This is a genomic window from Herbaspirillum sp. Her4, assembly GCF_057961335.1.
Window position 1 is genome coordinate 4503336 of sequence record NZ_CM176330.1, and the last position, 26915, is coordinate 4530250.

Genomic DNA, 26915 nt, shown 5'->3' on the forward strand with positions numbered 1-26915 from the left:
CACCAAAACAAGAAGACACGATGAAGAACAAGACCTTGTCCCTGCTGCTCCTGCTGCTGGTCAGCGGTGCTGCTGCCACCACCGGCACGGCGCTGGCACAAACGGCGGTGGTGGAACTGCCGCTGTCCGGCCCGGCCTATCGCCTGGCCCAGCAGGCCTATGCCTCGGCGGCGCGCGGTGCGTTCGGGCAGGCGCAGGCGCAACTGCAGGAAGCGATACGCCTGCGCCCGGATTCCATGGCCTTGCGCCGTCAATTGCGCGAACTGCGCCAACAGCAGCACGCCGGAATGAGCGCCAGGCGTGGCACGGCGCGCGACCCCGGCTATGCGGCCGCAGCTGCCGCCTATCGCGCCTATGATGGCAAGCGCTACGAGCAGGCCGTCACGCTGGCACGCCAGGCCGTGGCAGCCGCCCCGCGCAATACCGCCTACTGGCTGCTGCTGGGCAATGCGCTGATCGAGACCCATGACTACGACCGCGCCAGCGAAGTACTGGCCCAAGGCGCGGACAACGTCACGGACCAACGCCCGCTGCTGCGCCGCCAGCTGGAACTGCAACGCGAACGCGCCGCCATGGCAGCGGCCGAAGTCTTCCGGGCACAGGCCGACAACCACGCAGAGGACGAGCTGGACGCTGCCCGCCGGGCCGTGGCACTGGCACCGCAGGAAATGGAATATCGCCTGATGCTGGTGATAGCCCTGCTGCACAACGAGCAGATCGCGCAGGCCGAGCGCTCCGCCGACGAAGCCCATGCCATGGACGAACGCCAGCCCGGCCCGCTGCTGCTGCGCGCCTATGCCCGCGTGCGTCTGGGCCAGGCCGATGCCGCCCGCGCCGACTTCGCACAGGCACGCCGGTTGGCAACCAGCGACAGCAGCGCCGCTGAACAACTGGATGCAGGGATTCTGCAGGCCGATGCCGAACTGGCCATGCAACAACCGCAGGCGGCATTGGATGTGCTGAACGATCTTGATCCCGACACGCTCGCCTCCGCAATCGATGCACGCCAAGCTGCGCGCTTGCGCCTGACGCGCCAGCAGGCCACCCAGGCACTGGGACGCTATCGGCTGGCGGCGCTCGGTGCCGAACAGCGCAACCCGTCGGTATCGTCGCGCCAGTACCCCGTGCCAGCACTGGATTGCAGCCGCGATGGTGCAGAAAACGTCAATCCCTGCCACGTGACGTTTGGCGCGCAAGCGCGCGATGCCGGCTTTGATGCCGCCACACGTGGCTACCAGGCGATGCAGCAGCAACAGTACGCACAGGCCTCGCAAGCAGCTAACGAGGCCGTAGCCCTGTCACCGCAGAATGCCGAATACCGCCTGCTGCTGATCGATGCCTTGCAGGCTGGTGGACAGGATCAGCAAGCCGAGCAGGCCATCAGCGCCACCCTGCAGGCACAGGGTGCAGATGGCCCCTTGCTGGCAAGGCGCGCTGCCTTGCGCGCACAACTGGGAGATAGCGCGGGTGCCCGCGCCGATGGTGAGGCGGCCTTGGCGCAAGGCGGCTTGCCGGTCGAGACCGAGATCGCGCTGCTGGCCCGCACCGGTCATCCACGCGAAGCCCGTGAACGCTTCCTCGCCGCGCGCGATGGCGGCGCGCTGGATGGACTGGATGATCTGCAACTGGCCTACCTGGCGTCCCAGGCGGGGGATGCCCCCGCTGCCCGGGACGCCTTCCGTCGAGCCGATGCGGGCGGCACCCTTCCCGCCCGCGCACTTTCCGATGCGGGGTATGCCGCCATCGATGCCGGTGACGATGACGCCGCGCTGGGCTGGTTCAAGCGCAGCGTCGACCGTGCCAACGATGGCAGCCTGCAGCAGACGCCGCAGCAGCGCTTCGATACCCGTCGCAGCATCTCCACCATCGATCGCAGCGGCGGCTTCATCGCCTCGCTCACGCACAACGGCGGCGGCCCCAGCGCCGGCAATGGCGGACGTCCCGGTGCCTCCGCCACCGACAGCACCCTGCAGGCCGGAGCGGAAGCCTACTGGCGGCCCTTCGGCTATCAGGGCGGCCGTCCGGTCGAATTGTTCGCACGCGTGTTCCAGACTCTGCAGGACCAGTCCGGCGGTGCGACTGGCACGCAGACTGCGCAAGCCACCGTAGGCGCGCGCTGGAAGCCGCTGGCCAGCCAGAACCTGGTGCTGTCGCTGGGACGGCTGATCCCGCTGGGAAGCCAGTCCGCCGCCGACTGGCTGGTGCAGCTGGCCTATTCCGATGGCATCGGTACCGACCTGCGAGTGGATCGCCCTGACTGGTGGACCACGCAATGGTATGGCGAGGTCGGCCGCTACCTGCGCAATCCGCAGACCTATGGTCTGGCCTCGGTCCAGACCGGACGCAGTTTCCGGCTCGACAGCGTGAGCGATCAGCTGGTGCTGTTCCCGCATCTGAGCCTGAACGCCGACTTCAATTCGCTCAATACCCATCGCACCGCCATCGGCATGGGTCCGGGGGTGAACCTGCGTTACTGGTTCCGGGGCGATCGCTATCATGCACCGCGTTCCTATGTGGACCTGTCGCTGCAGTATCGCTGGCGCGTCGGCGGCGATGAACGGGCGCAGGGATTCTTCTTCAGCACCACGCTGTCCTACTGAGTCCTCGTGAACCGCAGGTCCTCCCATGAAGTGCATGCCACCGGCACCCTTGCCCTCCCCGCTGCGGCGTAGCGCCCTGCTGGCCGCTGCCTCGGCGTGCCTGCTGGCCGCCTGCGCCGGCTGTGACCTGCGCGCGCAAGCGCAGGGCGAGATCGAGGGCATCGTCTGGCAGCCCGACAATGCCACCGTCGAACCACGCGGCCAGTGGCAAAAACTGGGAGCGCGAACCCTGCTGGTGCAATGGAGCGCAGTCGATGGCCAGGCCTTTGTTGCAGGCAGTGATTTGCCGACCGTGCCACGCCTGCCCGACTGGCAGCGCATTGCGCGCGAACCATGGGCACAGGAGGTGATCCTCGGACTGGCCGGCCGCTTCGATGAAGCTGCGGCCCGCGCCGACCTTCCGCAGCTGATCGCGCAATCGGCCAGGCTGGCAAGATTGTCCACGCCGCTCAAGGTCAGCGGCTGGTACTTCCCGGTGGAGATCGATCCGACCTGGACCGAGGCAGCCCGCTTGGGCGAGCTGCTCGGCCAGTTGCCGCGACCGCTGTGGATCAGCGTCTACGACAGTGCCAATGTGGGGCCCGAAGCACTGGCCGCCGGCTTGCTGAGCTGGCTGCCGCCGGATGTCGGCGTGTTCTTCCAGGATGGCGTCGGCGTCTATGCCCGCGAGCCGCAGGTGGCGCTGCACTACGTGCAGGTGCTGTCGCAGCGGCTGGGGCCGGCGCGGGTGCGGATCATCGCCGAGGCCTTCCGCCCGCAACCCGGAGGCGGATTCCGCAGTGCCACCGTGGAGGAGCTGACGCCGCAATTGCAGCACTATCGCGGGTATCGGGTCTGGCTCTTCGACGGACCGCATTACGTGTCCGATGCGCTGGTAGAGGCGCTGCGTCCACGCTGAAACCGAGCGCGCCTCTCGTTACATCCCGTTACGTTTGTGAAGCATCTTCCCATGGTGCAGCCAGGCCGAGGCGGCCATCATCCCGCCCTGGCCTCATCAGGCGCGCGTTTCCGGCCGCGCCATTGCTCTTCCATGGACATCGTCTACCTGCATAGCCCCATCACCTATTCCATCGCCCGGCAGTTGCAGCGCGAGGGAGAAGTGCGCGCGCCGCTGGTGGTCTGCGGACGTGGCATGCAATGGGAGGGGCCCTACGTCAGCGTCATCGACGACGGCATCTGGGATCCGGCACGCACCGTGGCGTTTCTGGAGGGGATGGTGGCGGCCCTGCCTGCCACCTTCACGCCCTTGCGCATCTTCGTGCCGCACACCGGCTTCCTGCTGGGCAAGCTGCTCAAGCTGGCGGCAGCGGTGCAGACCGTGTGCTACCTGGAAGAAGGCAACACCTCCTGCAATCCCCTGCTGGCCGCACCGGCCCAAAATGCCGCCGTCGATGCCACCGCACTGCTGCACATGCTGCAAGCCAAACCCGTGCTGATGCAGCGCCTGGGCCTCACACCGCAAGCCGTCCTGCAGGTCAATGCGATGCCCGCCATCTGGTTCGATGCGCAGAGCCCGAAATATGGCGGCGCCTACCGGGTCTCGCCGCAAGCCTTTGCGGGCCTGCCGCAGGTACGCACGATCAGCCTCGAACCTCAGGGCGGACTGCGCGAGACGGAGCGCCACTGGCTGTGCTTCCTGCCCAATATCATCAACATGGTGGCGCGCTGCGGCCAGCACAGCGAAGAGGCCCAGCGCAACCTGCATGGCCTGATGAGTTCGCTGCGTACCATGCAGGCACTGGTGGCCAGCCAGCATGCGCGGCTGGTCATGAAATTCCACCCGGTCGACGAGGCCAATCTCAATCCGCAGTTCAAGCAGCAGTTCTACGGCTTCGGCCTCAGCTACGCCAGCTTCGCGGCCCAGCAAGCCATCGACGCGCAGCTGGAACCGGCGCTGTTCGATTTCACCCGCTTCATCGTGATCAATGAATCGGCGGCCAGCCGCTATGTCGAACTGTTCCAGGGACTGGACTTCCTGATTTCGCTGAACCTGTTCTGACAACGCGGCACGCAGGGCTCTGGGCGCGTTGACGCTTTCTGCACCGAGGCTGACGTTTTCTGCACCATGTCGCCGCTGCCGGCCCTCTACCATGGGCGCTCCTCAACCTTGACCGGAGCGCATTCATGTCCTTTTTCCGCTTTTCCGTAGCCACGCTGGCCCTGACGTTTTCTGCACTGTCGGCCCACGCTGCCGATTTCACCGTGACCAGCCGCGACATCCAGGATGGCAAGGCGCTGTCGAACGCGGAAGTCTTCAACGGCTTCGGCTGCAGCGGCCTGAACCGCTCGCCGCAGTTGTCCTGGTCCAACGCCCCGGCCGGCACCAAGAGCTTCGCCGTGACCGTGTATGACCCGGATGCCCCGACCGGCAGTGGCTGGTGGCACTGGACCGTGTTCAACCTGCCGGCCTCCACCACCAGCCTGCCGGCCGGCATCGATGCCCAGGGCCGCGGCCTGCCCGCGGGTGCCATCCAGGGCCGTACCGATTTCGGCAGCAGCGGCTACGGTGGTGCCTGCCCGCCAGCGGGCGACAAGCCGCACCGCTATCAATTCGTCATTTGGGCACTGAACACCGAAAAATTGCCACTGGATGCGCAAGCCAGCGGTGCTATGCTCGGCTTCTTCCTCAACGGCGCGGCCCTCGGCCAGGCCCGCTTGACCGCCACCTACGGACGCTGATTCCCGCATGCAAAGTGACATCGCCATCCTGCCCTTCGCCCATGGCACCCGCCCCACGCTGACACGCATCCGCGCCCGGCACGAACAGCAGTTGCGCCAGGTCTTCATCGGCCTGGCCAGCATCTGCCACGTACGCCAGGGCAAGAAGCGCATGCAATGGGGCCATCGCCATCTGCTGTGCGGGCAGGATGTGCTGGTGCTCATCGCCGCCGGTACCCAGGTCAATGTCGCCAACCTGCCCAAGGGCGGCGAATATGCGGCCGACATGGTGTCCCTGCCGCCGGCACTGATCGAGCGTTTTCGCCTGCACTATCCCGGCCAGGGCGTACAGGCGCGCGATGCCAGCGCGGTCAGCAGCGTGGCGCAGGATGCCGACATCCTGCGCGCCTGGCGCCATCTGCAGGACTGCATCCGCGAAGAAGCCGCCAGCGAACTGCAATGCCAGGCAGCCGAAGGCCTGCTGCTGGCCCTGAGCCTGCGCGGCGCCATCGGCGGCCTGCTGCGCGAGCGCGGTGACGCCATCAGCCATCACATCGAACAGCACCTGCTGATGCTGGCCCCGGAAGAACGCAGCCTGGAGCGCGTGGCCGAAGCTTTTCACTGCAGCGTCTCCACCCTGCGGCGGCGGCTGGCGCGCGAGCAGACCGGCTTCCGCGAATTGCTGGACAAGGTGCAGCTGGGACTGGCGCTGGACCAGTTGCAGGCCTCGTCCTTGCCCATCGCCGACATTGCCTCGGCCTGCGGCTATGACTCGCCCTCGCGCTTTGCGATGCGCTTTCGGCAGCATTACGGGATCAGCCCCAGCGAGTTGCGGCAGACCCTGCCCTGAGGTCAAAGCCTCCTGAACCTTACCTCCAAACGGCGCGTTGACCTGCGTGGCTCAACAACAAGCGCCGTCATCCCGGTACGAAAGCACCGACACGCGATTGAAACAGCGTCCGACTGCCCGCATTCGGCGCAGGACCTAGTATGGCTCCAACGGCTCGCGATGGCGGGACGCCCCCCACAACAACCTTAGGAGATCTCCATGTCCAAACCGACCCTGAAATTCCTCGGCACTGCCCTGGTAGTGGCTGCCTTCAGCACCGGCGCCTTCGCACAGAATGCCGGCGGTGCCAGCGGTGGTGCAGCCGGTTCCGGCGCGGCTGGCTCGGGCGCAGCAGGTGCTGGCTCGGGCGCAGCAGGTGCTGGCTCGGGCGCAGCAGGTGCTACCGGCGCACAGACCACGCCCAACAACAGCGCCACTGAGTCGGGCAGCTCCTCTTCCGGCAAGAGCATGCGCAGCCACAACAAGTCGGACAAGGCGATGGACAAGTCGATGAAGAGCGGCAGCCAGAATTCCCGCTCCGGCAACAACGCCAATACCACTGACTCGAAGAACGGCCCGCTGGGCACCTCGCCGGGCGGCAATGGCGGCGGCACCGGTGGCGCCGGCGGCTCGGGCTCCTGATCGCTTGCGCAGCAATGCGCAGATGACTCAGATACTCTGATGACCTTTTCCAGCTTTTGTTGTCTCCGTAGTTCCTGTTGTTTCGTTGTGTAGTTGTTTCTGTTGTCTCCGTAGTTTCCTGTTGTTTGATGCTTGAGCGCAGCATGGCGAAGTCTTCATGCCTCCCGCCATGCATGATTTGCCCCGTCGAAGCTGACGGGGCTTTTTTATGGCTGCAGCCAGCAGTCGTTCGACGGTGAAAACGCGCGTGGCGGGAGGGTACAATGTCGCCTTCGCTCACTGCCCGCGCCTGTCCATGACCGATCATCTGGAAATTTTTTACCGGCTCCTGTTCGCCATGCTCATCGGCTGCGTCATCGGCATCGACCGCAACCTGCGCGGCAAGCCGACCGGCATGAAGACCCTGGGCCTGGTGGCGCTGGGATCGGCATTGGTCACGATGGCCGCCATGGACTTCTCGCTGGAGTCCGATGTGCATAGCCGCGATGCGGTCAGCCGTGCCATCCAAGGGTGTCATCACCGGCATTGGTTTCCTTGGCGCGGGCGTGATCATCCATGAACAGCGCAGCGAGAAGGTACGCGGCCTGACCACGGCGGCATCGATCTGGGTGACCGCTGCCGTGGGCATCGTCTGCGGCGCCGGCTGGTGGCGCGTGGCGCTGATGGCGACGGGTCTGATCCTGACCTTGTTCGTCGTAGGCCGTCCGCTGGAACACTTCCTGCACCGCCGATGGCTGCGCAAGACCGACGACGAACGCGCCGACATCAGCGCGCGCGAAGAAGACTGATGCCGTTCGGCAAGAGGGGAAAACCCAGGCCCCCAGTCACCCCTCATGCACTGCAACGATGCACTGCACCACGAACGCGCAGACTGCACTCGAATACATCATGCAATGATATATATCGGTGATCGGGTCCCGCGCTACTGCCGCACTTCATTTCCGCCTTCCACTCCGCAAAACCGCGCCCGTGCTGCCTCCCCGCCAAAACCCTGCGGCTGGCACGGCCTTTGCTCAATGTCCATCAGGATCAAGGACGATCCACCACTTTGATGCCGATCTAACGATGGATCTGCAATGCATACGGACAATGGCGTCCGCTTGAAACGAGGCAAGGCCTCGGATTCGAGCGGGCGCCTTTTTGTTTTTACGGGACCCCGACATGAGCAAATCCAATCGTATCGCGCTGTTCTCCCTGGGCACGCCCCAGATGCGCGCCTTCCACCTGACCTGGATGGCCTTCTTCGTCTGCTTCTTCGCCTGGTTCGCCTGCGCGCCGCTGATGCCGGTCATCAAGGGGGAATTCCACCTCACCCCCGGCCAGATCGCCAACATCAACATCGCCGCCGTGGCCGTGACCATCCTGGTGCGCCTCATCATCGGCCCCATGTGCGACCGCTTCGGTCCGCGCAAGGCCTATACCGGGCTGCTGCTGGCCGGTGCCGTGCCGGTCATCGGCGTGGCCTTCGCGCAGAGCTACGAGAGCTTCCTGTTCTTCCGTCTGCTCATCGGTGCCGTCGGTGCCAGCTTCGTCATCACCCAGTACCACACCTCGGTCATGTTCGCTCCCAACGTGGTCGGCACGGCCAATGCGGCCACGGCCGGCTGGGGCAATGCGGGCGGCGGCGTGGCACAGGGCGTGATGCCCCTGCTGATGGCCGCCATGCTGATGCTGGGCGTCTCGCAAGGCTGGGGCTGGCGTGCGGCGCTGCTGGTGCCGGGCGTGCTGATGCTGGTGATGGCCGCGCTCTACTGGCGCTTTACCCAGGACTGCCCGGAAGGCAACTATGACGAACTGCGCGCCGCCGGCGTGACCATCGAAAGCGGCAAGCGCGGCGGCTGGGCCAGCTTCCGTGCAGCGGCCGCCAACTATCGCGTTTGGATGCTCTTCATCACCTACGGTGCCTGCTTCGGCGTGGAAATCTTCATTCACAACATCGCCGCCATCTACTATGTGGACCACTTCCAGCTCTCGCTGGAGTCGGCCGGCATCGCCGCCGCCAGCTTCGGCCTGCTGGCGCTGTTTGCCCGCGCCCTGGGCGGCTACATCTCCGACAAGGTGGCCCTGCGTGGCGGCCTGAACCGCCGCGCCACCCTGCTCTTCGTGATGATGCTGGGCGAAGGCCTGGGCCTGCTGTGGTTCGCCCATGCCGGCAGCGTGGTGGCCGCCGTCATCGCCATGCTGTGCTTCGGCCTGTTCACCCACATGGCCTGCGGCGCGACCTATGCGCTGGTGCCCTTCATCGACCGCAAGGCACTCGGCGGCGTGGCCGGCATCATCGGTGCCGGTGGCAACGTCGGTGCAGTGGCCGCGGGCTTCCTGATGAAGGGCCTGGGCAACACCCAGCAGACGCTGTCGATGCTGGGCGTGCTGGTGACCATTTCGGCACTGTGCGCAGTGGCCATCCGTTTCACCGCGTCGGACAAGAGCGGCGATGCCGCCCTGGCCGACAGCAAAGTTGCAGCCTGAGGAGAGCACCCATGAACATCATCGTCATCGGCCACGGCATGGTCGGCCACAAATTCCTGGAATGCCTGGCCGAGAGCGGCGCAGGCGACCTCAAGGTCACCATCCTCTGTGAAGAACCGCGTCCGGCCTACGACCGCGTGCACCTCTCCGAATTCTTTGCAGGCAAGAGCGCGGAAGATCTGTCGCTGGTGGCACCCGGTTTCTTCGACGCCGGCCGCAGCCCGGTGCAGTTCGATCTCAAACTGAACGCCAAGGCGCGGCACATCGACCTGGAACGCAAGCAGGTGGTGGTCAACGTGGCCGGCGCAGAAGAGACCTTGTCCTATGACAAACTGGTACTGGCCACCGGCTCCTATCCCTTCGTGCCGACGGTGGCGGGCAACCAGCGCAAGGATTGCTTCGTCTATCGCACCATCGAAGACCTGGAAGCGATGCTGGAATGCGGCAGCCGTTCGAAGAGCGGCGTGGTCATCGGCGGCGGCCTGCTGGGCCTGGAATGCGCCAAGGCCCTGCGTGACCTGAAGCTGGAAACCCACGTGGTCGAATTTGCGCCGCGCCTGATGGCGGTGCAGGTCGATGAAAGCGGTGGCCGCATCCTGCGCCAGAAAATCGAGGAACTGGGCGTGACCGCCCATACGCAAAAGAACACGGTCGAGATCGTCGATGGCAAGCAGCACACCCATCGCATGAATTTCGAAGATGGCTCGCACCTGGAAACCGACATGATCGTCTTCTCCGCCGGCATCCGCCCGCGTGACGAACTGGCGCGCCAGGCTGGCCTGAAGGTCGGTGACCGTGGCGGCATCGTCATCGACAACAGCTGCCTCACCTCGGACGCGGCCGTCTATGCCATCGGTGAATGCGCCCTGTGGAACGGCAAGATCTTTGGTCTGGTCGCTCCCGGCTACGACATGGCCCGCACTGCGGCCAAGCACCTGCTCTCGCACCGCGATGACGCCATCGAAGTGCCGGCCTTCAACGGTGCCGACATGAGCACCAAGTTGAAGCTCATGGGCGTGGACGTAGCCAGCATCGGCGATGCGCACGGCAAGGAAGCCGGCAGCCGCTCCTACCAGTTCACCGACGAACGCAAGCAGATCTACAAGAAGATCGTGGTCTCCGAATCGGGCAAGCATCTGCTGGGCGCGGTGATGGTGGGCGATGCCGCCGAATACGGCACCCTGCTGCAGATGATGCTCAACAAGATCGAGCTACCGGAGTCGCCGGAATTCCTGATCCTGCCGCAATCCGACGGCAAGGCCAAACCCGGCCTGGGTGTGGACGCCCTGCCGGAATCGGCGCAGATCTGCTCCTGCAACAATGTCTCCAAGGGCCAGCTGTGTGCAGCGGTCGCCTCGGGTGTCACGACGATTGGCGACCTGAAGGCTTGCACCAAGGCCGGCACCGCCTGCGGCGGCTGCGTGCCGCTGGTCACGCAGGTGATGAAGGCGGAGATGAAGAAGCAGGGCCTGGCCGTCAACAACCATGTCTGCGAACACTTCCCCTACTCCCGCCAGGAAATCCACCACCTGGTGCGCGTGGGCCAGATCAGGAGTTTCGATGAACTGCTGGCCAAGCATGGCAAGGGTCTGGGCTGCGATGTCTGCAAGCCGATGGTGGCCAATGTGCTGGCCTCGCTGTGGAACGACTTCGTGCTCAAGAAGGAACACGCCGGCCTGCAGGATTCCAACGACTACTTCCTCGGCAACATCCAGAAGGATGGCACCTACTCGGTGGTGCCGCGCATGGCCGGTGGCGAAGTCACGCCCGATGGCCTGATCGCGGTCGGCCAGATCGCCAAGAAATACGGCCTCTACACCAAGATCACCGGCGGCCAGCGGGTGGACCTCTTCGGTGCCCGCGTGGACCAGCTGCCGGATATCTGGGAAGAACTGATCGCCGCCGGTTTCGAAACCGGCCACGCCTACGGCAAGTCGCTGCGCACCGTCAAATCCTGCGTCGGCTCGACCTGGTGCCGTTATGGCGTGGGCGACAGCGTGGGCTTTGCCGTGCGCCTGGAAAACCGCTACAAGGGCCTGCGTTCGCCGCACAAGATCAAGTTCGGCGTCTCCGGCTGCACCCGTGAATGCGCCGAGGCGCAGGGCAAGGACGTGGGCATCATCGCCACCGACAAGGGCTGGAACCTGTACGTCTGCGGCAATGGCGGCATGAAGCCGCGCCATGCCGAACTGATCGCCTCCGACCTGGATGAAGAAACCCTGACCCGCTACGTCGACCGCTTCCTGATGTTCTACGTGCGCACGGCCGACCGCCTGCAACGCACCAGCACCTGGCGCGAGAACCTGGAAGGCGGACTGGACTACCTCAAGAGCGTGGTCATCGAGGACAAGCTGGGCATCGCCGCCGAGCTGGAAACCGAGATGCAGCGCGTGGTCGACACCTACCAGTGCGAATGGAAGAAGGCCGTCACCGATCCGGAAACGCGCAAGCGCTTCCGTCACTTCGTCAACAGCAAGGCGGCCGATGGCAACATCAAATTCGTCGAGGAACGCGGCCAGATCCGTCCGGCCACGGTGGCCGAGAAGAAGCTGCTCGATATTCCGGTCGTCGTCGAGACCGTGTGATATCCGGCCGTAGTCGCGCCTTCGATACATCGCTGCGCGACTACTCAGTCCGAACGGGCGTCAATGGACAAAGAACCGTTCGTCCTGAGTAGCGGCAACGCCGCGTATCGAAGGCGCACCCGCCGTACAACCATCAGGAGCACCGCATGCACAGCGACCAACAAATCAAGCACTGGACCCCCGTCTGCGAACTGGCCGAGATCGTCCCCAACACGGGCGTGGCCGCGCTGATCGGTGACCAGCAGGTAGCCATCTTCCACGTGATCGACCGCAGCCAGGGCGAGCCGCAGCCGCGCGTCTTCGCCATCGGCAATTACGATCCCAACGCCCAGGCCGCCGTGCTTTCGCGCGGCCTGGTGGGCAACCTGGGCGAACGCATCGTGGTGGCCTCACCGATCTACAAGCATCACTTTGATCTCACCACCGGGCAATGCCTGGAAGAACCTGCCAATTCGGTACCCGCCTGGCCGGCGCGCATCGATGAAGGCAAAGTCTGGATCGGTGGCTGAGATGACGACCGCCAAGCCCTCGCTGGTGGTGGTCGGCAATGGCATGGCCGGCATGCGCACGGTTGAGGAATTGCTCAAGCTCGCACCGGATCTCTACGACATCACCGTCTTCGGTGCCGAGCCGCACGGCAACTACAACCGCATCATGCTCTCGCCGGTGCTGGCCGGTGACAAGAGCATCGATGACATCATGCTCAACCCGCGCGCGTGGTATGACGAACACGGCATCACCCTGCATGCAGGCGACCCGGTGGTGCAGATCGACCGCCGCCAGCGTACCGTCCACGCGCAATCCGGCCTCGCGGTGAAATACGACCGCCTGCTGCTGGCCACCGGCTCCACACCCTTCATCATCCCGGTGCCGGGCCATCAACTGCCGGGCGTGATCGCCTTCCGCGACATCCAGGACGTGGACACCATGCTGCAAGCCGCGCGCACGCATCGCCATGCGGTAGTGATCGGCGGCGGCCTGCTCGGGCTGGAGGCGGCCAATGGATTGATGCGCCAGGGCATGGACGTGACGGTGGTGCATGTGACGGATGCGCTGATGAACCAGCAGCTCGACAAGCCCGCCGCCGCCCTGCTCAAGAAAGCGCTGGAAGACAAGGGCCTGCGCTTCCTCCTCAACGCCCATACGGACGAAATCGTCGGCCCGGATCGCGTGACCGCCGTGCGCTTCAAGGATGGCAGCAGTATTCCGGCCGACCTGGTGGTGATGACGGCGGGCGTGCGCCCCAACATTGCGCTGGCCAAGTCGGCAGGCCTGCACTGCGAGCGCGCCATCATCGTTGACGACACCCTGCAGACCTATGACCCGCGTATCTATGCCGTGGGTGAATGCGTGCAGCACCGCAAGGCCACCTTCGGACTGGTGGCCCCGATCTGGGACCAGGCGCGCGTGTGCGGTGCGCATCTGGCCGGTGCCGGCCATCGCCGCTATGTGCAGCAGGCCACGGCGACCAAGCTCAAGGTCACCGGCGTGGATCTGTATTCGGCAGGCGATTTCATCGGCGGTGAAGATACCGAAGATCTGGTGGTACGCGACCCGCGACGCGGCATCTACAAGCGCCTGGTATTGCGCGGCTCGCGCCTCATCGGTGCGGTGCTGTATGGTGATGTCAAAGACGGACCGTGGTACTTCGACCTGATCCAGAGTGGACGGGACATCAGCGCCTTCCGGCGCGAACTGCCGTTTGGACAGGCCATGTGCCAGCATGCTGCCTAGCCATTGCGGCGACCACGGCAATTAGTAACAGAGGATACCAATGAATCTTGCACAGACCCCGCTGGCCCTGGCCGTGGCCACCACCTCGACTACCTGCCCCTACTGCGGCGTGGGCTGCGGCGTGACGGCTTCGCTCAAGGAGGATGGCCGCATTGGCGTACAGGGCGACGTGCAGCATCCGGCCAACTTCGGCCGCCTGTGCGTGAAAGGCTCGGCCCTCGCCGAAACGGTGGATCTGGATGGCCGCCTGCTGCATCCGCAAGTGCGCGATGCGCAGGGCGCATTGCAACAGGTATCGTGGGATCAGGCGCTGGACCAGGTGGCGAGCAAGTTCTCTGCCGTCATCGCCGAACATGGTCCGGACGCCGTGGCCCTGTATGTCTCGGGACAATTGCTGACCGAGGACTACTACATCGCCAACAAGCTCATGAAGGGCTACATCGGCAGCGCCAACATCGATACCAATTCGCGGCTGTGCATGTCCTCGGCGGTGGCCGGCCACAAGCGCGCCTTCGGTGAAGACCTGGTGCCGGTCTGCTATGAAGACCTGGAGCTGGCCGACCTGATCGTGCTGGTCGGGTCCAATGCCGCGTGGTGCCACCCCATCCTCTTCCAGCGCATCGCCAAACTGAAGGAGACCCGCCCTGCCCTGCGCCTGATCGTGATCGATCCGCGCCGCACCGCGACCTGCGAACTGGCGGACTTGCACCTGCCCGTCAAGGCGGGCACGGATGTGTGGCTCTTCAATGGCTTGATGAGTTACCTCGCCCATCGCGGCCTGCGGGACAACGCCTTCATCGCCGCGCACACCAATGGCTTCGACGAGGCATTGGCAGTGGCCGATGCCGAGTGCGCCGATCCCGCCACGGTAGCGCGCATCTGCAAGGTGGATCTGCAGGACTTGCTGGACTTTTACGAAGCCTTTGCCGAGACCGAGAAAGTCGTCACCGGTTTTTCCATGGGCGTGAACCAATCCTCGGTCGGCACCGACAAGGTCAACAGCATCATCAACTGCCACCTGGCCACCGGCCGCATCGGCAAGCCCGGCATGGGCCCCTTCTCCATCACCGGCCAGCCCAATGCCATGGGCGGACGCGAGGTCGGCGGACTGGCCAACATGCTGGCCGCGCACATGGACCTCGACCAGCCATTGCATCGCGAGATCGTGCAGGAGTTCTGGCAATCCCCGCGTATCGTGGACAAGCCGGGCCTCAAGGCGGTGGACATGTTCCGCGCCATCGAGGAAGGCCGCATCAAGGCGGTGTGGATCATGGCCACCAATCCGCTGGTGAGCCTGCCTGATGCCGACCTGGTGCAGCGGGCGCTGCAGAAGTGCGAGCTGGTGGTGTCTTCCGACGTCATCACGCAAACCGATACCAATGCACTGGCCCATGTGCTGCTGCCGGCGCTGGCCTGGGGCGAGAAGGATGGGACGGTGACCAATTCCGAACGCCGCATTTCGCGGCAACGGGCTTTCCTCACGGCACCGGGCGAGGCACGCGGTGACTGGCAGATCATCTGCGAGGTCGCGCAGCGCATGGGCTTTGCGGGATTTGATTTCGACGGCCCGCATGCGATCTTTGATGAACACGCGCGCCTCTCTGCGCATCGCAATGGCGAGGCCGATGCAGCAGGTGAACACCGCGCACGCCGCATCTTCGATCTCTCCGGCCTGACCGGGATGGACAAGGCCGCTTATGACGCAATGGCACCGATCCAGTGGCCCGTGCAGCGTTTGTCTGATGGCAGCATCAGCGGCACGGCACGCGTCCTGGAAGATCATCGTTTCACCCACGCCGATGGGCGCGCGCGTTTTGTACCGACCGCACCGCGCACGCCGGGCCACGCCGTTTGCGAGGATTACCCGCTGATCCTCAACACCGGCCGCGTGCGCGATCACTGGCACACCATGACGCGCACCGGCAAGTCGGCCACGCTGGCCAGCCATATTCCGGAATCCTTCATTGACCTGCACCCGCAGGATGCGCTGCTGTATGGCGTGCGCGAAGGTGGTCTGGCGCGCATCAGCAGCCGCTGGGGCGCGATGGTGGCGCGCGTGCAGCATGGTGGCGGCATCCCGCGCGGCAATGTGTTCGTGCCGATTCACTGGAACGGGCAGTCGGCCTCCGATGCGCGTGTGGGTGCGGTGGTCAATCCGGTGGTCGATCCGGTCTCGGGCGAGCCGGAGTTCAAGCACACGCCGGTGGCGATCGAAGAATTCCGCGTGGGCTGGCATGGCTTCATCCTCACGCGCCATGCGCTGGATCTGGATGACATCACTCACTGGACACGCGTGCAGGGCCGGGATTTTGTGCGATATGAACTGGCCGGCCGCAATCACATCAGCGACCACACCGCGTGGGCAAGGGGGCTGCTGGGCGTGCAGGCCGATGATGCGGACTGGCTGGAGTATGAAGACCTGAGCGATGGCAGCTATCGCGCGGTGCATGTGGTGGATGATCGCATCGACATGTGCCTGTTCATGTCGGCGCGCCCTGACCTGCCCTCGCGCTCGTGGCTGGCGGGACTGTTTGCCAAGGAGAAGCTGGAAGAAGCTGACCGCGTCGGCCTGCTCGTGGGTCAGCCGATTGAGAAAGGTGCTGACGCCGGGCCGACGGTGTGTTCGTGTTTTGGTGTGGGACGCAACACCATCTGCAATGCGATCCGTGCGCAGGGATTGACGGAGGTGAGCCAGGTGACGGCGTGTGTGAAAGCGGGCGGCAATTGCGGCTCGTGCGTGCCGGAGATCAAGAAGCTGATGGTGGAGATCAGGGTGCAGGGCGAGGCCGAAGCACGGGAGCGGGAGACGGCGGCTTAGGGTCTTGTTTGAAGAATTTGCATTCTTTGTTGACCATTTGAAAGAGATGCTGCTATTATCTCGCTTCTCGGAGTGTAGCGCAGCCCGGTAGCGCACCTGGTTTGGGACCAGGGGGTCCAAGGTTCGAATCCTTGTACTCCGACCACTCATCAAAAACGGGCTGTCTGTGACAGCCCGTTTTCTTTTCTGGATCGTTGGCGGTAGCGCATCGGCGCAGCATCACCGCCAGCCACGCCGAACTGCCCTTAGCTCAACTGGATAGAGCAATGGCCTTCTAAGCCATAGGTCGGGGGTTCGAGTCCCTCAGGGCAGGCCAGTTTCAGTTCTCAGCTATCCCCTTTGCGATCAGGTGCTACGCTCAAGAAGGCCACCCGAACCATGATGAACATGTCTCCGCGCGGATTCTTGCTCTGCCTGCTCATGACGATCTCGCCAATGGTGGCGCGAGGGCAGACCGCCGCATCGGCGCCTGAAATTGTCCGCATCGCTCCCAACATCGTGATGGAAACACTGCGCAAGCAAGCCCCGCTTGCGCTCAAGACCGTCACGAATCCCCCCGGCGTCAACTTCCATACTCTCAGCTGGAAGCCACCCAAGCTAGGGAAAGTCCTCATCGATCAAGGCGAGAAATCGATTGAAGTGCCCCATGTCAGGTCCCTGCAAGGTGCAGATGATCGCTGGTTCCCCGAGGAGAACATCACCTCATGGAACATCATTGCCGACGTTTCGGCAATGCCACAGATCAGCGATGACCAGGCCAGGAAAACGGTTTACGCATTTCTTCGGGGCATTGCGGCCAAGGGCTGGACGCCACTCATTGACGGCGATGATCCCCGTCTGACGGGCAAGGAGCGCTTCGATTATGTCATCCATCAGTCATCCGCCAGCAACCTCAACGTCGATTACGAACCCACGCTGCAGGAGTGGATGGCACTGGAAGACATGAGTCACTGGTCCTTCCAAGGAAATGATGCATTCCTGACCGTGTCCATGCGCCGCGGAAAGGAAAAGGCGGATGCAAAACAGCCTCACGTTTATTTACTGCTCATTGCGCTGACGGGTCGCAACGAACACTTTCGCGCTTATGTTGCTCCGAAGGATAGACTGCGATGGAGAAGCTTGCTCCCTGCGGCGCTGAAGCAACTGGAAAACGAGCGTGCTGCAAACGAGGCAGCGGCGATCGCACGCGGGATGGAGATCGACCGAAAATATCGCGATCCCGTTGCCCCGCTACCCTGAGCACATGCAGTCTCCGAACCATGCGAGACAGCTGTGTCGTAAAACTCGTTGAGCGAAAGAACAACCGCGCCCCCCCCCTTCCTACATGACTCTCCTGCAATCAGGCGCTGCATCGAAGCACTGACGATTTCTCAGCAAAAACCAATCCCGCCGCTTAAAATAGCCAGCGCTGAAGACGCCAACTCCGGTCAGCGATCTTCAGCGGAACACCTGAACATAAAAATTAACAGGGGGAAAAATGAAAACAGTCCTTTCCGCATCAGCCTTGGCACTCATCCTCACCGGCTGCGCCTCGACCCCGTCGAGCAGCCCCGCTCCCGATCTGCCCTTCGCCGGCCCCGGCACCGGCGTGGTCTGCAAATCAACCACAGGCAAAGAAATCGCCGCCCTCTTCGACCGCTGGAATGCGTCATTGCAAACCCTCGATCCCGAAGCCGTCGCCGAAAACTACGCCCCGCGCGCCCTGCTCTTGCCCACCGTGTCCAACAAGCCCCGGTTCACCAACGAAGAGCGCATCGATTATTTCGAACACTTCCTCCACAACAAACCGGTAGGCAAGATCGACCAGCGCTGGCTCTGGATAGGCTGCAACACCGCGATCGATGCCGGCCTCTAGAGCTTCACCTTCGGCACTACCGGCCAGGTCGTACATGCACGCTACAGCTTTACCTATGAATGGAATGGCAGGGAGTGGCTGATCACCAGCCATCACTCGTCAGGCATGCCGGAGAAGTGAGGTCCATTCACCGAAGCACGGCATCGCCGTCGGCGAGATATCTCTGATTCGGTGTTGAAGCACAGAAAAATAAAAGGGACGTTGCGTCGCGTCCCTCTTCTTACAATGCCTGTGAAGCAAGCTGCTCACCAGCAAACCATCATTCGGACTTGAGTTGTGCGCTCAACGCCCGGGAAGTGGCGGATCTTGGTAGGCCGCATCGATTCTTTTCCCCTCCCTGCGAGCTTGTGCCTCTCGTTGAATGCGCCGCTCATGCAATGCCTTCCACAAGGGCGCAATCTCGCTGCGCCACTGCGTTTTCGCCTTGGGAGGGACATAAGCACGAAAGCCCTCGCTCTCACCCATAAGATTCAATACCAAAATGTAATGACCGGGTTTCGTCATGTCCAGCGCGTCCTGATCCCGCTGCATTGTGACCGTCAAGAAACTGCCGTCGGCATGAAACGACCAGTGGCTAAGATTTTCGAGCCTCATCCATTCATCCATCGTGGGCACATAGTCAATGTTCAGACCGCTGGCCGGCGAGTGATTGATCACATACTCGAACCGTTCTCGCCCGACCAAGCGAGGATCATCCGGGTCGATCAAGTTACGCCAGCCCTTGCCAGCAAGGGTATTCAACAGCGCATAGATCTTTTTCTTCGCCTGCTCATGACTTAACTCGCTGCCGTTTGAAAGTCCCAGGTAAATTTTCCAGTTCGATATGTGCTCTTCGGGGAAATCCAGATTTTCCTCACCTTGAAGCAGCCGGACGTCCGCAATATCAACAGACCTGGAACCGAACTGAATACTCACCTTGCCAAGCTGGGATTTCCCCCATTGCAGGACATAGAAGTTCAAGCCGGCCGGTTGTTTCAGAATCTTGATCGCCGATGGAGCCTGCCGCATAAAAGTATCAACAGGGTCATTCACCTGAATCGTTATATTCGATGGCATCAGCATTCCGTTTCCTTGCGCGTAGCCGCGTAGTGGTAGTGCAAAAAATATCGCGATGATTAACAAAAATGAGCGTGGCATTGGGTAGATATTATGGGCGATGAAGCTGGGGTGGTGTCATTAGGGGTGGCTGCCTGTCTTCCATCGTTACCCAGCCGGCCATGGACAGCAACTCCGCCTCTATGTAGTGGGACTTGTTTTGCATCAGGGAATGAAAGCTATCGGCTGCGCGCTTGATCCAAATCATACGACTCTCCACATCTTCCAACACAGTATCGTCGCTGGCCAACGATTCAAGATGCGCTTCGCGAGTGTCGCATGCGCTAGAAAAAACAAGACTGAGCTTGGGACTAGCCCAATTAAGCCATATCGACCGCTGTGCTGCGACCCACCCAGAAAAGCACCGCTCATCGTAAATCAGAGGTTGTAAAATTTCTCGCTGCTCATGGTCTGCAACAGCCATTAGATTAGCGAGCTGAATAGAAGCCTTTTTTAAAACGTTCGTTTCACTTTCAAACTCTTCCACTTTCTGGAAAGCCAGCTTGATATGCGCCGAAATCCTCATGTTTTTTATTTTTTTTAGAGCTTTGTCCTTCCATGGATATTTCGCCACTTGGAGTTGCACAGGGTGAAGATAAGAAGATGCATCTCTCGCTTCGAAACACGGATTGACGGAGTTACGATAAAGCGTGTAATACCAATGCCAGCCAGCGATATCTTGAAAGAGCCAAAAGTTTCCTTTACCCAGCCCATCAAATACGGAAGGGAGCATTTGCACACGCAAGAGTTCCAGCGAGCAGGCTACCGTCTTGCTGGCAAATGCACCTAAAGCCATCCAATAGAATCGCCCCTTGAGTTCTTCGTTACATCCTTCCTCCAGTTCAAGGTAAAAACGGGCATAGGTCGCTGATATGCGCCGCGCGCGTACGTTAAATTTTTCCAATAGGCTTCCGGTACGCGCGCCCCTCAATTGGCACATTCGCATAGTGCATTTCTGCTGAACTAGAGACCACATGGTGTCGCAGTCGCATCGCAACTCCTTACAGGAGCCCTCCGTGTTGTTTGTACGCGATTGGACTTTATCTTTTTCTGACATTCAGCACGCACCTTTTCCAAATCAGCTTAAGCATAGCTTGGGCCGAGAAAGTATCTGGGTCACTCAGCGGCTTCCTCACCAAATGGCACCACTTCAAACATCTCTTAGTGAATTTCTCGGAATATGGGAAAAGACTGGTTTGACAGAAATAGGTTCCGGCCTTGCCTTCCACCGCGAACACTGGTCACCATCGTCCTTACGAAAAAAGCGCCGCAATAGGCTTTAAGTCTGCTTACCCCTCGCCATATCCAGTCAGCAAAAGCGGAACTAATTTCAGCGATCAAAGCGAAAAATGTCTTCCGATAACGCCACAAACTTCGCCCAGCGATTTTCTACGGAACGTCTATACACAAAAAGTGGTGGAAGGAAAAAATGAGAACAGCCCTTTCTGCTCTTGTTCCGGCAACGGGATGGTGTGCAAGTCAGCGACAGGAAATGAATTTACGGACCTGTTCGACCGCTGGAATCAATCGCAGCAAATACTTAAGCCCGAAGGCATTTCGGAGAAGTGAAAACGCTGTGACTCAAGACGACATTGCCGTCGCCCTGAAGAAAAGAAAGAAGAGAAAGAGAAGAAACAAAAGAGGGACGCCGCCAAGCGTCCCTCTCGCCCTCAAGCCTGCACGCGCCCACCCACCAGCAGCAGATCGGCAGCCCGCTCCGGGATAGTCTCCCCGGACACCAGGTCAATGGCCAGCTCCCGTTCACGATCCAGCTTGAAGACCTGCACCGCACCCGCCAGCTGCACCGCCTGCTCCTGCAGCGATTGCGAGGCCGCAGCCGCCTGCTCCACCAGCGCCGCATTCTGTTGCGTGACTTCATCCATGGCCCCGATGGCCTGGTTGATCTGCTCCAGGCCCTGGCTCTGTTCAGTGCTGGCCGCGCTGATCTCGCTGACGATATCGGTGACCCGCCCCACGCTCGTCACCACCTGTGCCATCGTGCTGCCCGCCTCCGTGACCAGGCGGCCACCGGCACTAATCTTGTCGACCGAATCCTGGATCAGTTCCTTGATCTCCTTGGCAGCCGTGGCCGAACGCTGGGCCAGCGAACGGACCTCCGAGGCCACCACCGCAAAACCGCGCCCCTGCTCGCCTGCACGCGCTGCCTCCACCGCTGCATTCAGGGCCAGGATATTGGTCTGAAAAGCGATGCCGTCAATCACACTGATGATGTCCACGATCTTCAGCGACGAGGCATTGATGGCCTCCATGGTCAGCACTACTTCATCCACCACCTTGCCCCCCTGGGCCGCAACGGCCGAGGCCGAGATCGCCAGTTCGCTGGCCTGGCGCGCGTTCTCCGCATTTTGGCGGACGGTGGCGGTCAGTTGCTCCATGGCGGTGGCCGTCTCTTCCAGCGAGCCCGCCTGCGATTCGGTGCGGGAAGACAGGTCAAGATTGCCGGTGGCGATTTCACGCGCGGCCACCTGGATCGTGCCAGTGCTGTCACCCACGCCACCCATGATCTTGCGCAGACTGTCGTTCATGCGGCCCAGCGCCTGCATCAGATGGCCGATTTCATCACGGGCAGCGTGTTCGATCTTGCTGGTCAGGTCGTAGCGGGAAATGGCTTCGGCCACATGCGTAGCGTGGCGTAGCGAAGTCGCGATCATGCGCACCAGCAGCAGGCTCAAGCCCACCACCAGCGTGCCGATCAAAAGGCTGACGCCAACGATGATGACGATGGACGATTCCAGAATGGAAGCCGCATTCTCCATCCCCTGGCGGCCCAGTTGAGCGTTGTACTGCTTGTGCTCGATCAGGGCTTTCATCAATCGGTTGCCGGCGGGGACCAGCAGCTCTTCCCGCGCGCGCTGCAGTTCGGACGGCTGCCCGGTCTCGACCAGGGCCAAGGTCTGGTGTCGTGCCTTCTCGTAATCGGCAAAGGCAGCACGGTCCTGCTCCAGCATCGTTGCGTCAGTCGCGTCGGAGATGCATTCTTTCTCGAACTTGAGAAAGGCGGCCTGCACCTTTTCATGCAGTGACTCAAGGACGGGGAAAATCTTGTCCCGGGTCGTGGGCTCGATGAAGTAGCGCGCCACATTCAGCCGTATCGCGTAAACCGCCTCGATCGCTTCATCCAGAGCGAGAATGCTGGGGACCGTATTGTGCGTCGAATAACCGGCTGCCGCCGACACCCGGTAGCTCTGGTAGATGCTCAAGGCCGCCAGCGCACACAGGCCCGCAATGACGGCGATGATGAGAAGGTACAGCTTCTTGGCAATGGTCATGTTCGGCTCTCCTGGGCGCATGAGTGGGTCACTGCAGAATGCTTGCCCAAACGGGCAGCACGAACCTTAGCCCAACTAAGGATCACCAACGCTCACATCTCATGACCACTGCTGACCGTCGGCAGAAGACGGGCGTCAGGCACAGACGCTTGCGCTGACGAAGGTTGAGGCGGCACAGGGCTACCCTCTTTGTGCTACCATTTATTTATTCAATTATCTATTCATTCATTATGGCAAACGCTGCTGCTGAGCTTGGAGATCGCGCCCGCGTCCATCTGAGGCGAGGGGTGCGAACAGCCCGTGAATTGATGACTGAGCTTGGCGTGAGCCAACCGACCTTGTCGAGAGCCCTGCGGACATTGGAGGGTGATTTGATTCCATTTGGCGCTGCTCGATCTATTCAATATGCATTGCGCGATACCACGCGCCAAGATTTGGAAGCCTCCGTCTATCGGGTATCGCCCGGTGGACAGCTGCGAGAGCTCGGCACGCTCATTCCAGTACACCCCGAAGGTTTCGTGATGGCGCAATCGGACGGGACGCATTTGCATACCGATGGCCTGCCATGGTGGCTCTTTGACATGCGGCCGCAGGGCTACCTGGGGCGCGCCTATAACTTGCAACATGGGGTTCAGATGGGCCTGCCTGCCCGATTGACCGACTGGAACGATAGCCATGTCATGCGCGCTTTGCTGCTGCACGGTGAAGACCTGCCGGGCAATCTTTTGCTGGGTCAGACTGCCCGCGACCATTTCGTCAACGCCCCGGATCCGCAACCCGTCTCGCAGGAGGGGAAGGCGCAGACCTATGCTGAATTGGCCGCCGCTGCAACGCGTGGTGAGCATTACGGTTCGTCGGCCGGCGGCGAACAACCCAAGTTCACGACGTACGCCGAGTGTGATGCAGGTCCGGCGCATGTCATTGTCAAGTTCACGGCACTTACCGAGACACTGATCAGCGAGCGCTGGCGAGATTTGCTTTTGGCTGAGCATCTTGCCCTGGAAGTCTTGCACGATCATGGGATCGCTGCGGCGCGTTCGGCTGTGCTTGATCACGGGACTCAACGCTTTTTGGAAGTGCGCCGTTTCGATCGGGTGGGGCCTTTTGGCCGTCGAGCACTGTTCTCACTGCAAGCACTGGATGCTGAGTTCGTCGGCAGCGCAGGTAACTGGCCTCAGGTAGTGCGTGCGCTGGCGCGAGAGGGCGTCGTCGAGCACCAAGCGGTGACACAAACGGAAGTGCTGTGGGTGTTCGGGACGCTGATCGCGAACACCGACATGCATGGAGGAAATTTGTCGTTCATGGCCGAGCACGGGCGTCCTTATCTGATTGCCCCAGCGTACGACATGACCTGCATGGCCTTTGCGCCGACCTCGGGAGGTGGTTTGCCTGTGCGCGAACTCACGCTGAACATCAACAATGATGTCTCGAACGCAGCGTGGAAAGCGGCATTGCCAATGGCGAAGGAATTTGTTGAGAGAATGCGAAATTCCGATGCCTTGAGTGCGGGCTTCTCAGATTGTCTGGCCAAGTTGGTGTCTCGCATTGACCTGGCTGGATCGCGCATTGCGCGGCTAGATGATTTCGCATCCTAGGGCCTGTTCAAATCAAATCTGCGAGATACGTTGGGGAATAGTGGGCATCCTGACTCTCCAGGATGCCCTCATCAGATTGGGGCTTCGGTCAGAACACATTCTCTTTTCATTCGCCTGATCAGCGGGGCAACGCGAGCAACTCGCCAGCCAAGGACTTGCTGGCTCGGCTACGGTCCGCTTCAGATTCTCCAAGCATCTGCACCTCATGCGCCAGCTTGAACACCGCCACCGCTTCGGCCAGGCCGGCAGCCTGCTCCCGCATCGACTGCGAGGCCGCAGCCGCCTGCTCCACCAGCGCCGCATTCTGTTGTGTCGCCTGATCCATCAAACCGATGGCCTGGTTGACCTGCACGATGCCATCGCTCTGCTCGGCGCTGGCGGCCGTGATGTCGGCAACGATGTCAGTCACGCGGCGCACGCTGTCGACCACGTGCTGCATCGTCTCGCCTGCCTGTGCGACCAGCCGGCTGCCGCTCTCCACCTTGCCGACCGAATCATCGATCAGTTCCTTGATCTCGTGCGCAGCCGCAGCCGAACGCTGGGCCAGTGAACGCACTTCGGCCGCCACTACCGCAAACCCGCGTCCCTGCTCGCCCGCACGCGCCGCCTCAACGGCAGCATTGAGCGCGAGGATATTGGTCTGGAACGCGATGCCGTCGATCACGCTGATGATGTCCACGATCCTCAGCGAGGAGGCATTGATCTCGTCCATCGTCTGCACCACCTGCTGCACCGCCTGGCCACCCTCGGTAGCGACGCTGGAGGCGGATGTCGCCAGCACATTGGCTTGCTGGGCGTTGTCCGCATTCTGGCGCACGGTGGCGGTCAGTTGCTCCATGGCCGACGCGGTCTCTTCGATGGAACCGGCCTGGGCTTCGGTACGCGCCGACAGGTCAAGATTGCCGGCGGCGATTTCCGCCGTGGCGGTGGCGATGGTGTTGGCACTGTTGCGCACGTTGCTGACGATGCGCACCAGGCTGTCGCTCATTTGCTGGATGGCCTGCATCAACTGGCCGACTTCGTCATTGGCGCGGCGGCGGATGCGGGTGCTGAGGTCGCCCGTGGCAATGGCGCGGGCCGTCATGATGGCCTCCCCCAGTGCCGTGGAAATGGTGCGCGAAATCAGCAGGCTCACCACCGCTACCACTGCACACACGGCCAGGCTCATCAACACCGCCTGAACCACCGCCGAGCGCAGGCTGGACTGCGCCGCCTGCACGCCTTGCTGGCCGAGCTGCTCGTTGTAGCGGCGATGGGCCGTCAGGGCGTTGATGAGTTTGTCACCGGGCGGGACCACCTGGTGCTCGACCGCATGCAAGGCTTCCTCGGTCTTGCCTTCAGCGCCCAGGGCGATGACGGCCTGGCGGCTCTTCTCGTAATCGGCGAAGGCATCACGGTCCGCCTGCAGCAGCTGGCGGTCGGTGGCGTCCGACAGGTCCTCCTTCTCGTAGCGGTCGAAGGCGGCGATGACCTTGTCGCGGTTCGTGTTCATGGACTTCTCCAGCTTGGCGCGCGTGGCGGCATCCGTGGCAGCGGCATAGCGCCAGATGCCAACCCGGATGCGGAAGACCGCTTCACCCGCCTCCCCCAGCACCAGCAGGCTGGGGACCGTGTTGAACGACGAATAGCTGGCAGCATCGGCAATGCGGTTGCTGTGATAGATACTCAAGCCGGTGAGGCTGGCCAGGCCGAGGACGACGGCGAGCAGAAGCAGACGGAGTTTGTTGGCAATGGTCATGGTCAGGATTCGTGGGTGCGCAGCATGGCGCAGCGGGTCGATGAGCTGAAATGAATGAATGCCAAAATTATAAGTCTGCAAAAAATGATGAAAATTCACATCTGGCCGCTTCTTGATGCGGATCATCTTTGAGCCATTGCGACCGGAACTGGATCAAGTCTTCATCAAAACTAAGTTGCATGCCCCGGAGACGCCCTTTTTACAAGGCGAATGGAAGAAAAATAATTAGGAAGGGAAACGGAAGGAGGAGACCGGCGAAGCCATCGCATCGCACGCCGCAGGAATCGTCTGGCGCGAAGCGAGAGAGGAACAAGGAAGGGAAAGCGCTGAAAAACTAAGTTTACTGGCAAAGCCAGCGAAGACCGGCAAGGAAACTCAGCGGAGCCACCCTGCGCTCCGCTGGACCGGGAATGCCGGTTTACTGCTGCACGCCCTGCTTGTAGATATCCGGACGCGAGATATGCCACACGAAGTCACCGCGATTGATGGCCTCGAAACCACAGCTGGCATACAGCCACGGCGCGGTAGATGTGGTCAGCATGACGCGCCGCAGTTTCTGCAGCGTGGGATGCTGGTTGACTGATTCGATCATCCAGCGGCCCAGGCCCTGGCCGCGCAGATCGCCGACGACGAAGACGTCGCACAGGTAGCCGAAGGTGGCGTGATCGGTCACCACGCGGGCAAAGCCGATCTGCTGCTTGCCGCGATAGAGGCCGAAGCAGAGGCTGTTGGCCAGCGCCGTGCGCACGGTGTGGAGGTCGATGCCGGGAGACCAGCTCGAATGGGTCAGTACGTCGTGGATGAGGGGGATGTCCAGCCGGTCGGGATCGGTGTCGATGAGGAAATCATCGCGCCGCCAGATCAGGTGATGGCTCATGGTCGTTCCTTGCTTGATGGCTTGTTGTCGTAAAAAATTTGCCTTGGTACGTACTGCGGGTACTGCGAAAACTGTTTAGAACGTTTCTCTTCAACAAGAAAAGGCACGCCGGCCCTGGTTGTCCGGCCGC

The 26915-nt window shown here is 62.0% G+C and carries 19 protein-coding genes, 2 tRNA genes and 2 pseudogenes; 18 read left to right on the top strand and 5 right to left on the bottom strand.

The features are described 5' to 3' along the window. The first annotated feature begins 20 nt into the window (after positions 1-20). From ACWFUC_RS20365 to ACWFUC_RS20440, 16 genes and pseudogenes are all read left to right on the top strand, one after another. On the top strand, positions 21-2600 hold the full coding sequence (locus tag ACWFUC_RS20365; protein WP_489623123.1) for an NfrA family protein: 2580 nt from the start codon (positions 21-23) through the stop codon (positions 2598-2600). A gap of 25 nt (positions 2601-2625) precedes the next feature. After that, a complete protein-coding gene (locus ACWFUC_RS20370) occupies positions 2626-3498 on the top strand; it encodes an alpha-amylase family protein (protein ID WP_489623124.1) in 873 nt (290 codons plus the stop codon). Positions 3499-3549: 51 nt separating this feature from the next. Beyond that, complete coding sequence (locus tag ACWFUC_RS20375; RefSeq protein WP_489623125.1) at positions 3550-4599, top strand: hypothetical protein; 1050 nt, start codon at positions 3550-3552, stop codon at positions 4597-4599. 125 nt (positions 4600-4724) lie between these two features. Further along, positions 4725-5279, top strand: a complete 555-nt coding sequence (locus ACWFUC_RS20380) for a YbhB/YbcL family Raf kinase inhibitor-like protein (RefSeq protein WP_204726608.1) — start codon at positions 4725-4727, stop codon at positions 5277-5279. Positions 5280-5286: 7 nt separating this feature from the next. Continuing rightward, complete coding sequence (locus tag ACWFUC_RS20385) at positions 5287-6108, top strand: helix-turn-helix transcriptional regulator (RefSeq protein WP_039785463.1); 822 nt, start codon at positions 5287-5289, stop codon at positions 6106-6108. Positions 6109-6306: 198 nt separating this feature from the next. After that, positions 6307-6729, top strand: a complete 423-nt coding sequence (locus ACWFUC_RS20390; protein ID WP_489637312.1) for a hypothetical protein — start codon at positions 6307-6309, stop codon at positions 6727-6729. 295 nt (positions 6730-7024) lie between these two features. Next, positions 7025-7517: pseudogene (locus ACWFUC_RS20395) on the top strand (MgtC/SapB family protein). A gap of 373 nt (positions 7518-7890) precedes the next feature. Further along, entirely contained in the window at positions 7891-9198 is a 1308-nt protein-coding gene (locus tag ACWFUC_RS20400; RefSeq protein WP_121041806.1) for an MFS transporter, read from the top strand. Positions 9199-9209: 11 nt separating this feature from the next. Continuing rightward, positions 9210-11783 carry a nitrite reductase large subunit NirB gene (gene nirB / locus ACWFUC_RS20405; RefSeq protein ID WP_489623127.1) on the top strand — a complete coding sequence of 858 codons (2574 nt, stop codon included), beginning with the start codon at positions 9210-9212 and terminating at the stop codon, positions 11781-11783. A gap of 146 nt (positions 11784-11929) precedes the next feature. Beyond that, positions 11930-12292: a nitrite reductase small subunit NirD gene (nirD, locus tag ACWFUC_RS20410; RefSeq protein ID WP_034337836.1), complete on the top strand. Its 363-nt coding sequence runs from the start codon at positions 11930-11932 to the stop codon at positions 12290-12292. Between the two features lies 1 nt (position 12293). Next, entirely contained in the window at positions 12294-13517 is a 1224-nt protein-coding gene (locus ACWFUC_RS20415) for an NAD(P)/FAD-dependent oxidoreductase (protein WP_051156323.1), read from the top strand. A gap of 40 nt (positions 13518-13557) precedes the next feature. Continuing rightward, positions 13558-16335, top strand: a complete 2778-nt coding sequence (locus ACWFUC_RS20420) for a molybdopterin-dependent oxidoreductase (protein ID WP_489623128.1) — start codon at positions 13558-13560, stop codon at positions 16333-16335. 68 nt (positions 16336-16403) lie between these two features. Further along, positions 16404-16480 (top strand) — tRNA-Pro (locus tag ACWFUC_RS20425). Between the two features lie 94 nt (positions 16481-16574). Continuing rightward, positions 16575-16651, top strand: a tRNA-Arg gene (locus ACWFUC_RS20430). Between the two features lie 62 nt (positions 16652-16713). Next, the gene (locus tag ACWFUC_RS20435; RefSeq protein ID WP_209581348.1) at positions 16714-17574 is read left to right on the top strand and encodes a hypothetical protein; all 861 of its coding nucleotides are present in this window, start codon (positions 16714-16716) and stop codon (positions 17572-17574) included. 238 nt (positions 17575-17812) lie between these two features. Continuing rightward, positions 17813-18310: pseudogene (locus tag ACWFUC_RS20440) on the top strand (SgcJ/EcaC family oxidoreductase). A 162-nt stretch (positions 18311-18472) separates the two neighbouring features. Here the strand turns inward: ACWFUC_RS20440 and ACWFUC_RS20445 are convergent. Both ACWFUC_RS20445 and ACWFUC_RS20450 read right to left on the bottom strand, forming a co-directional pair. Further along, complete coding sequence (locus tag ACWFUC_RS20445; protein ID WP_489623130.1) at positions 18473-19252, bottom strand: hypothetical protein; 780 nt, start codon at positions 19250-19252, stop codon at positions 18473-18475. 85 nt (positions 19253-19337) lie between these two features. Next, on the bottom strand, positions 19338-20189 hold the full coding sequence (locus ACWFUC_RS20450; RefSeq protein WP_276838301.1) for a DUF2515 family protein: 852 nt from the start codon (positions 20187-20189) through the stop codon (positions 19338-19340). 314 nt (positions 20190-20503) lie between these two features. Here ACWFUC_RS20450 and ACWFUC_RS20455 point away from each other — a divergent pair, with 314 nt between their 5' ends. After that, the gene (locus ACWFUC_RS20455; protein ID WP_489623131.1) at positions 20504-20854 is read left to right on the top strand and encodes a hypothetical protein; all 351 of its coding nucleotides are present in this window, start codon (positions 20504-20506) and stop codon (positions 20852-20854) included. 101 nt (positions 20855-20955) lie between these two features. On the opposite strand, the gene ACWFUC_RS20460 is transcribed toward ACWFUC_RS20455, so the two are convergent. Then, entirely contained in the window at positions 20956-22575 is a 1620-nt protein-coding gene (locus ACWFUC_RS20460; protein WP_489623132.1) for a methyl-accepting chemotaxis protein, read from the bottom strand. A gap of 230 nt (positions 22576-22805) precedes the next feature. Here ACWFUC_RS20460 and yjjJ point away from each other — a divergent pair, with 230 nt between their 5' ends. Next, positions 22806-24170, top strand: coding sequence for a type II toxin-antitoxin system HipA family toxin YjjJ (yjjJ, locus tag ACWFUC_RS20465; protein WP_489625568.1), 1365 nt, complete (start codon positions 22806-22808; stop codon positions 24168-24170). A gap of 118 nt (positions 24171-24288) precedes the next feature. Here yjjJ and ACWFUC_RS20470 read toward each other — a convergent pair whose 3' ends face one another. Together ACWFUC_RS20470 and ACWFUC_RS20475 are read right to left on the bottom strand one after the other, a co-directional pair. Continuing rightward, a complete protein-coding gene (locus ACWFUC_RS20470) occupies positions 24289-25908 on the bottom strand; it encodes a methyl-accepting chemotaxis protein (RefSeq protein WP_489623133.1) in 1620 nt (539 codons plus the stop codon). A 418-nt stretch (positions 25909-26326) separates the two neighbouring features. Then, entirely contained in the window at positions 26327-26785 is a 459-nt protein-coding gene (locus ACWFUC_RS20475) for a GNAT family N-acetyltransferase (protein ID WP_489623134.1), read from the bottom strand. Between the last annotated feature and the right edge of the window lie 130 nt (positions 26786-26915).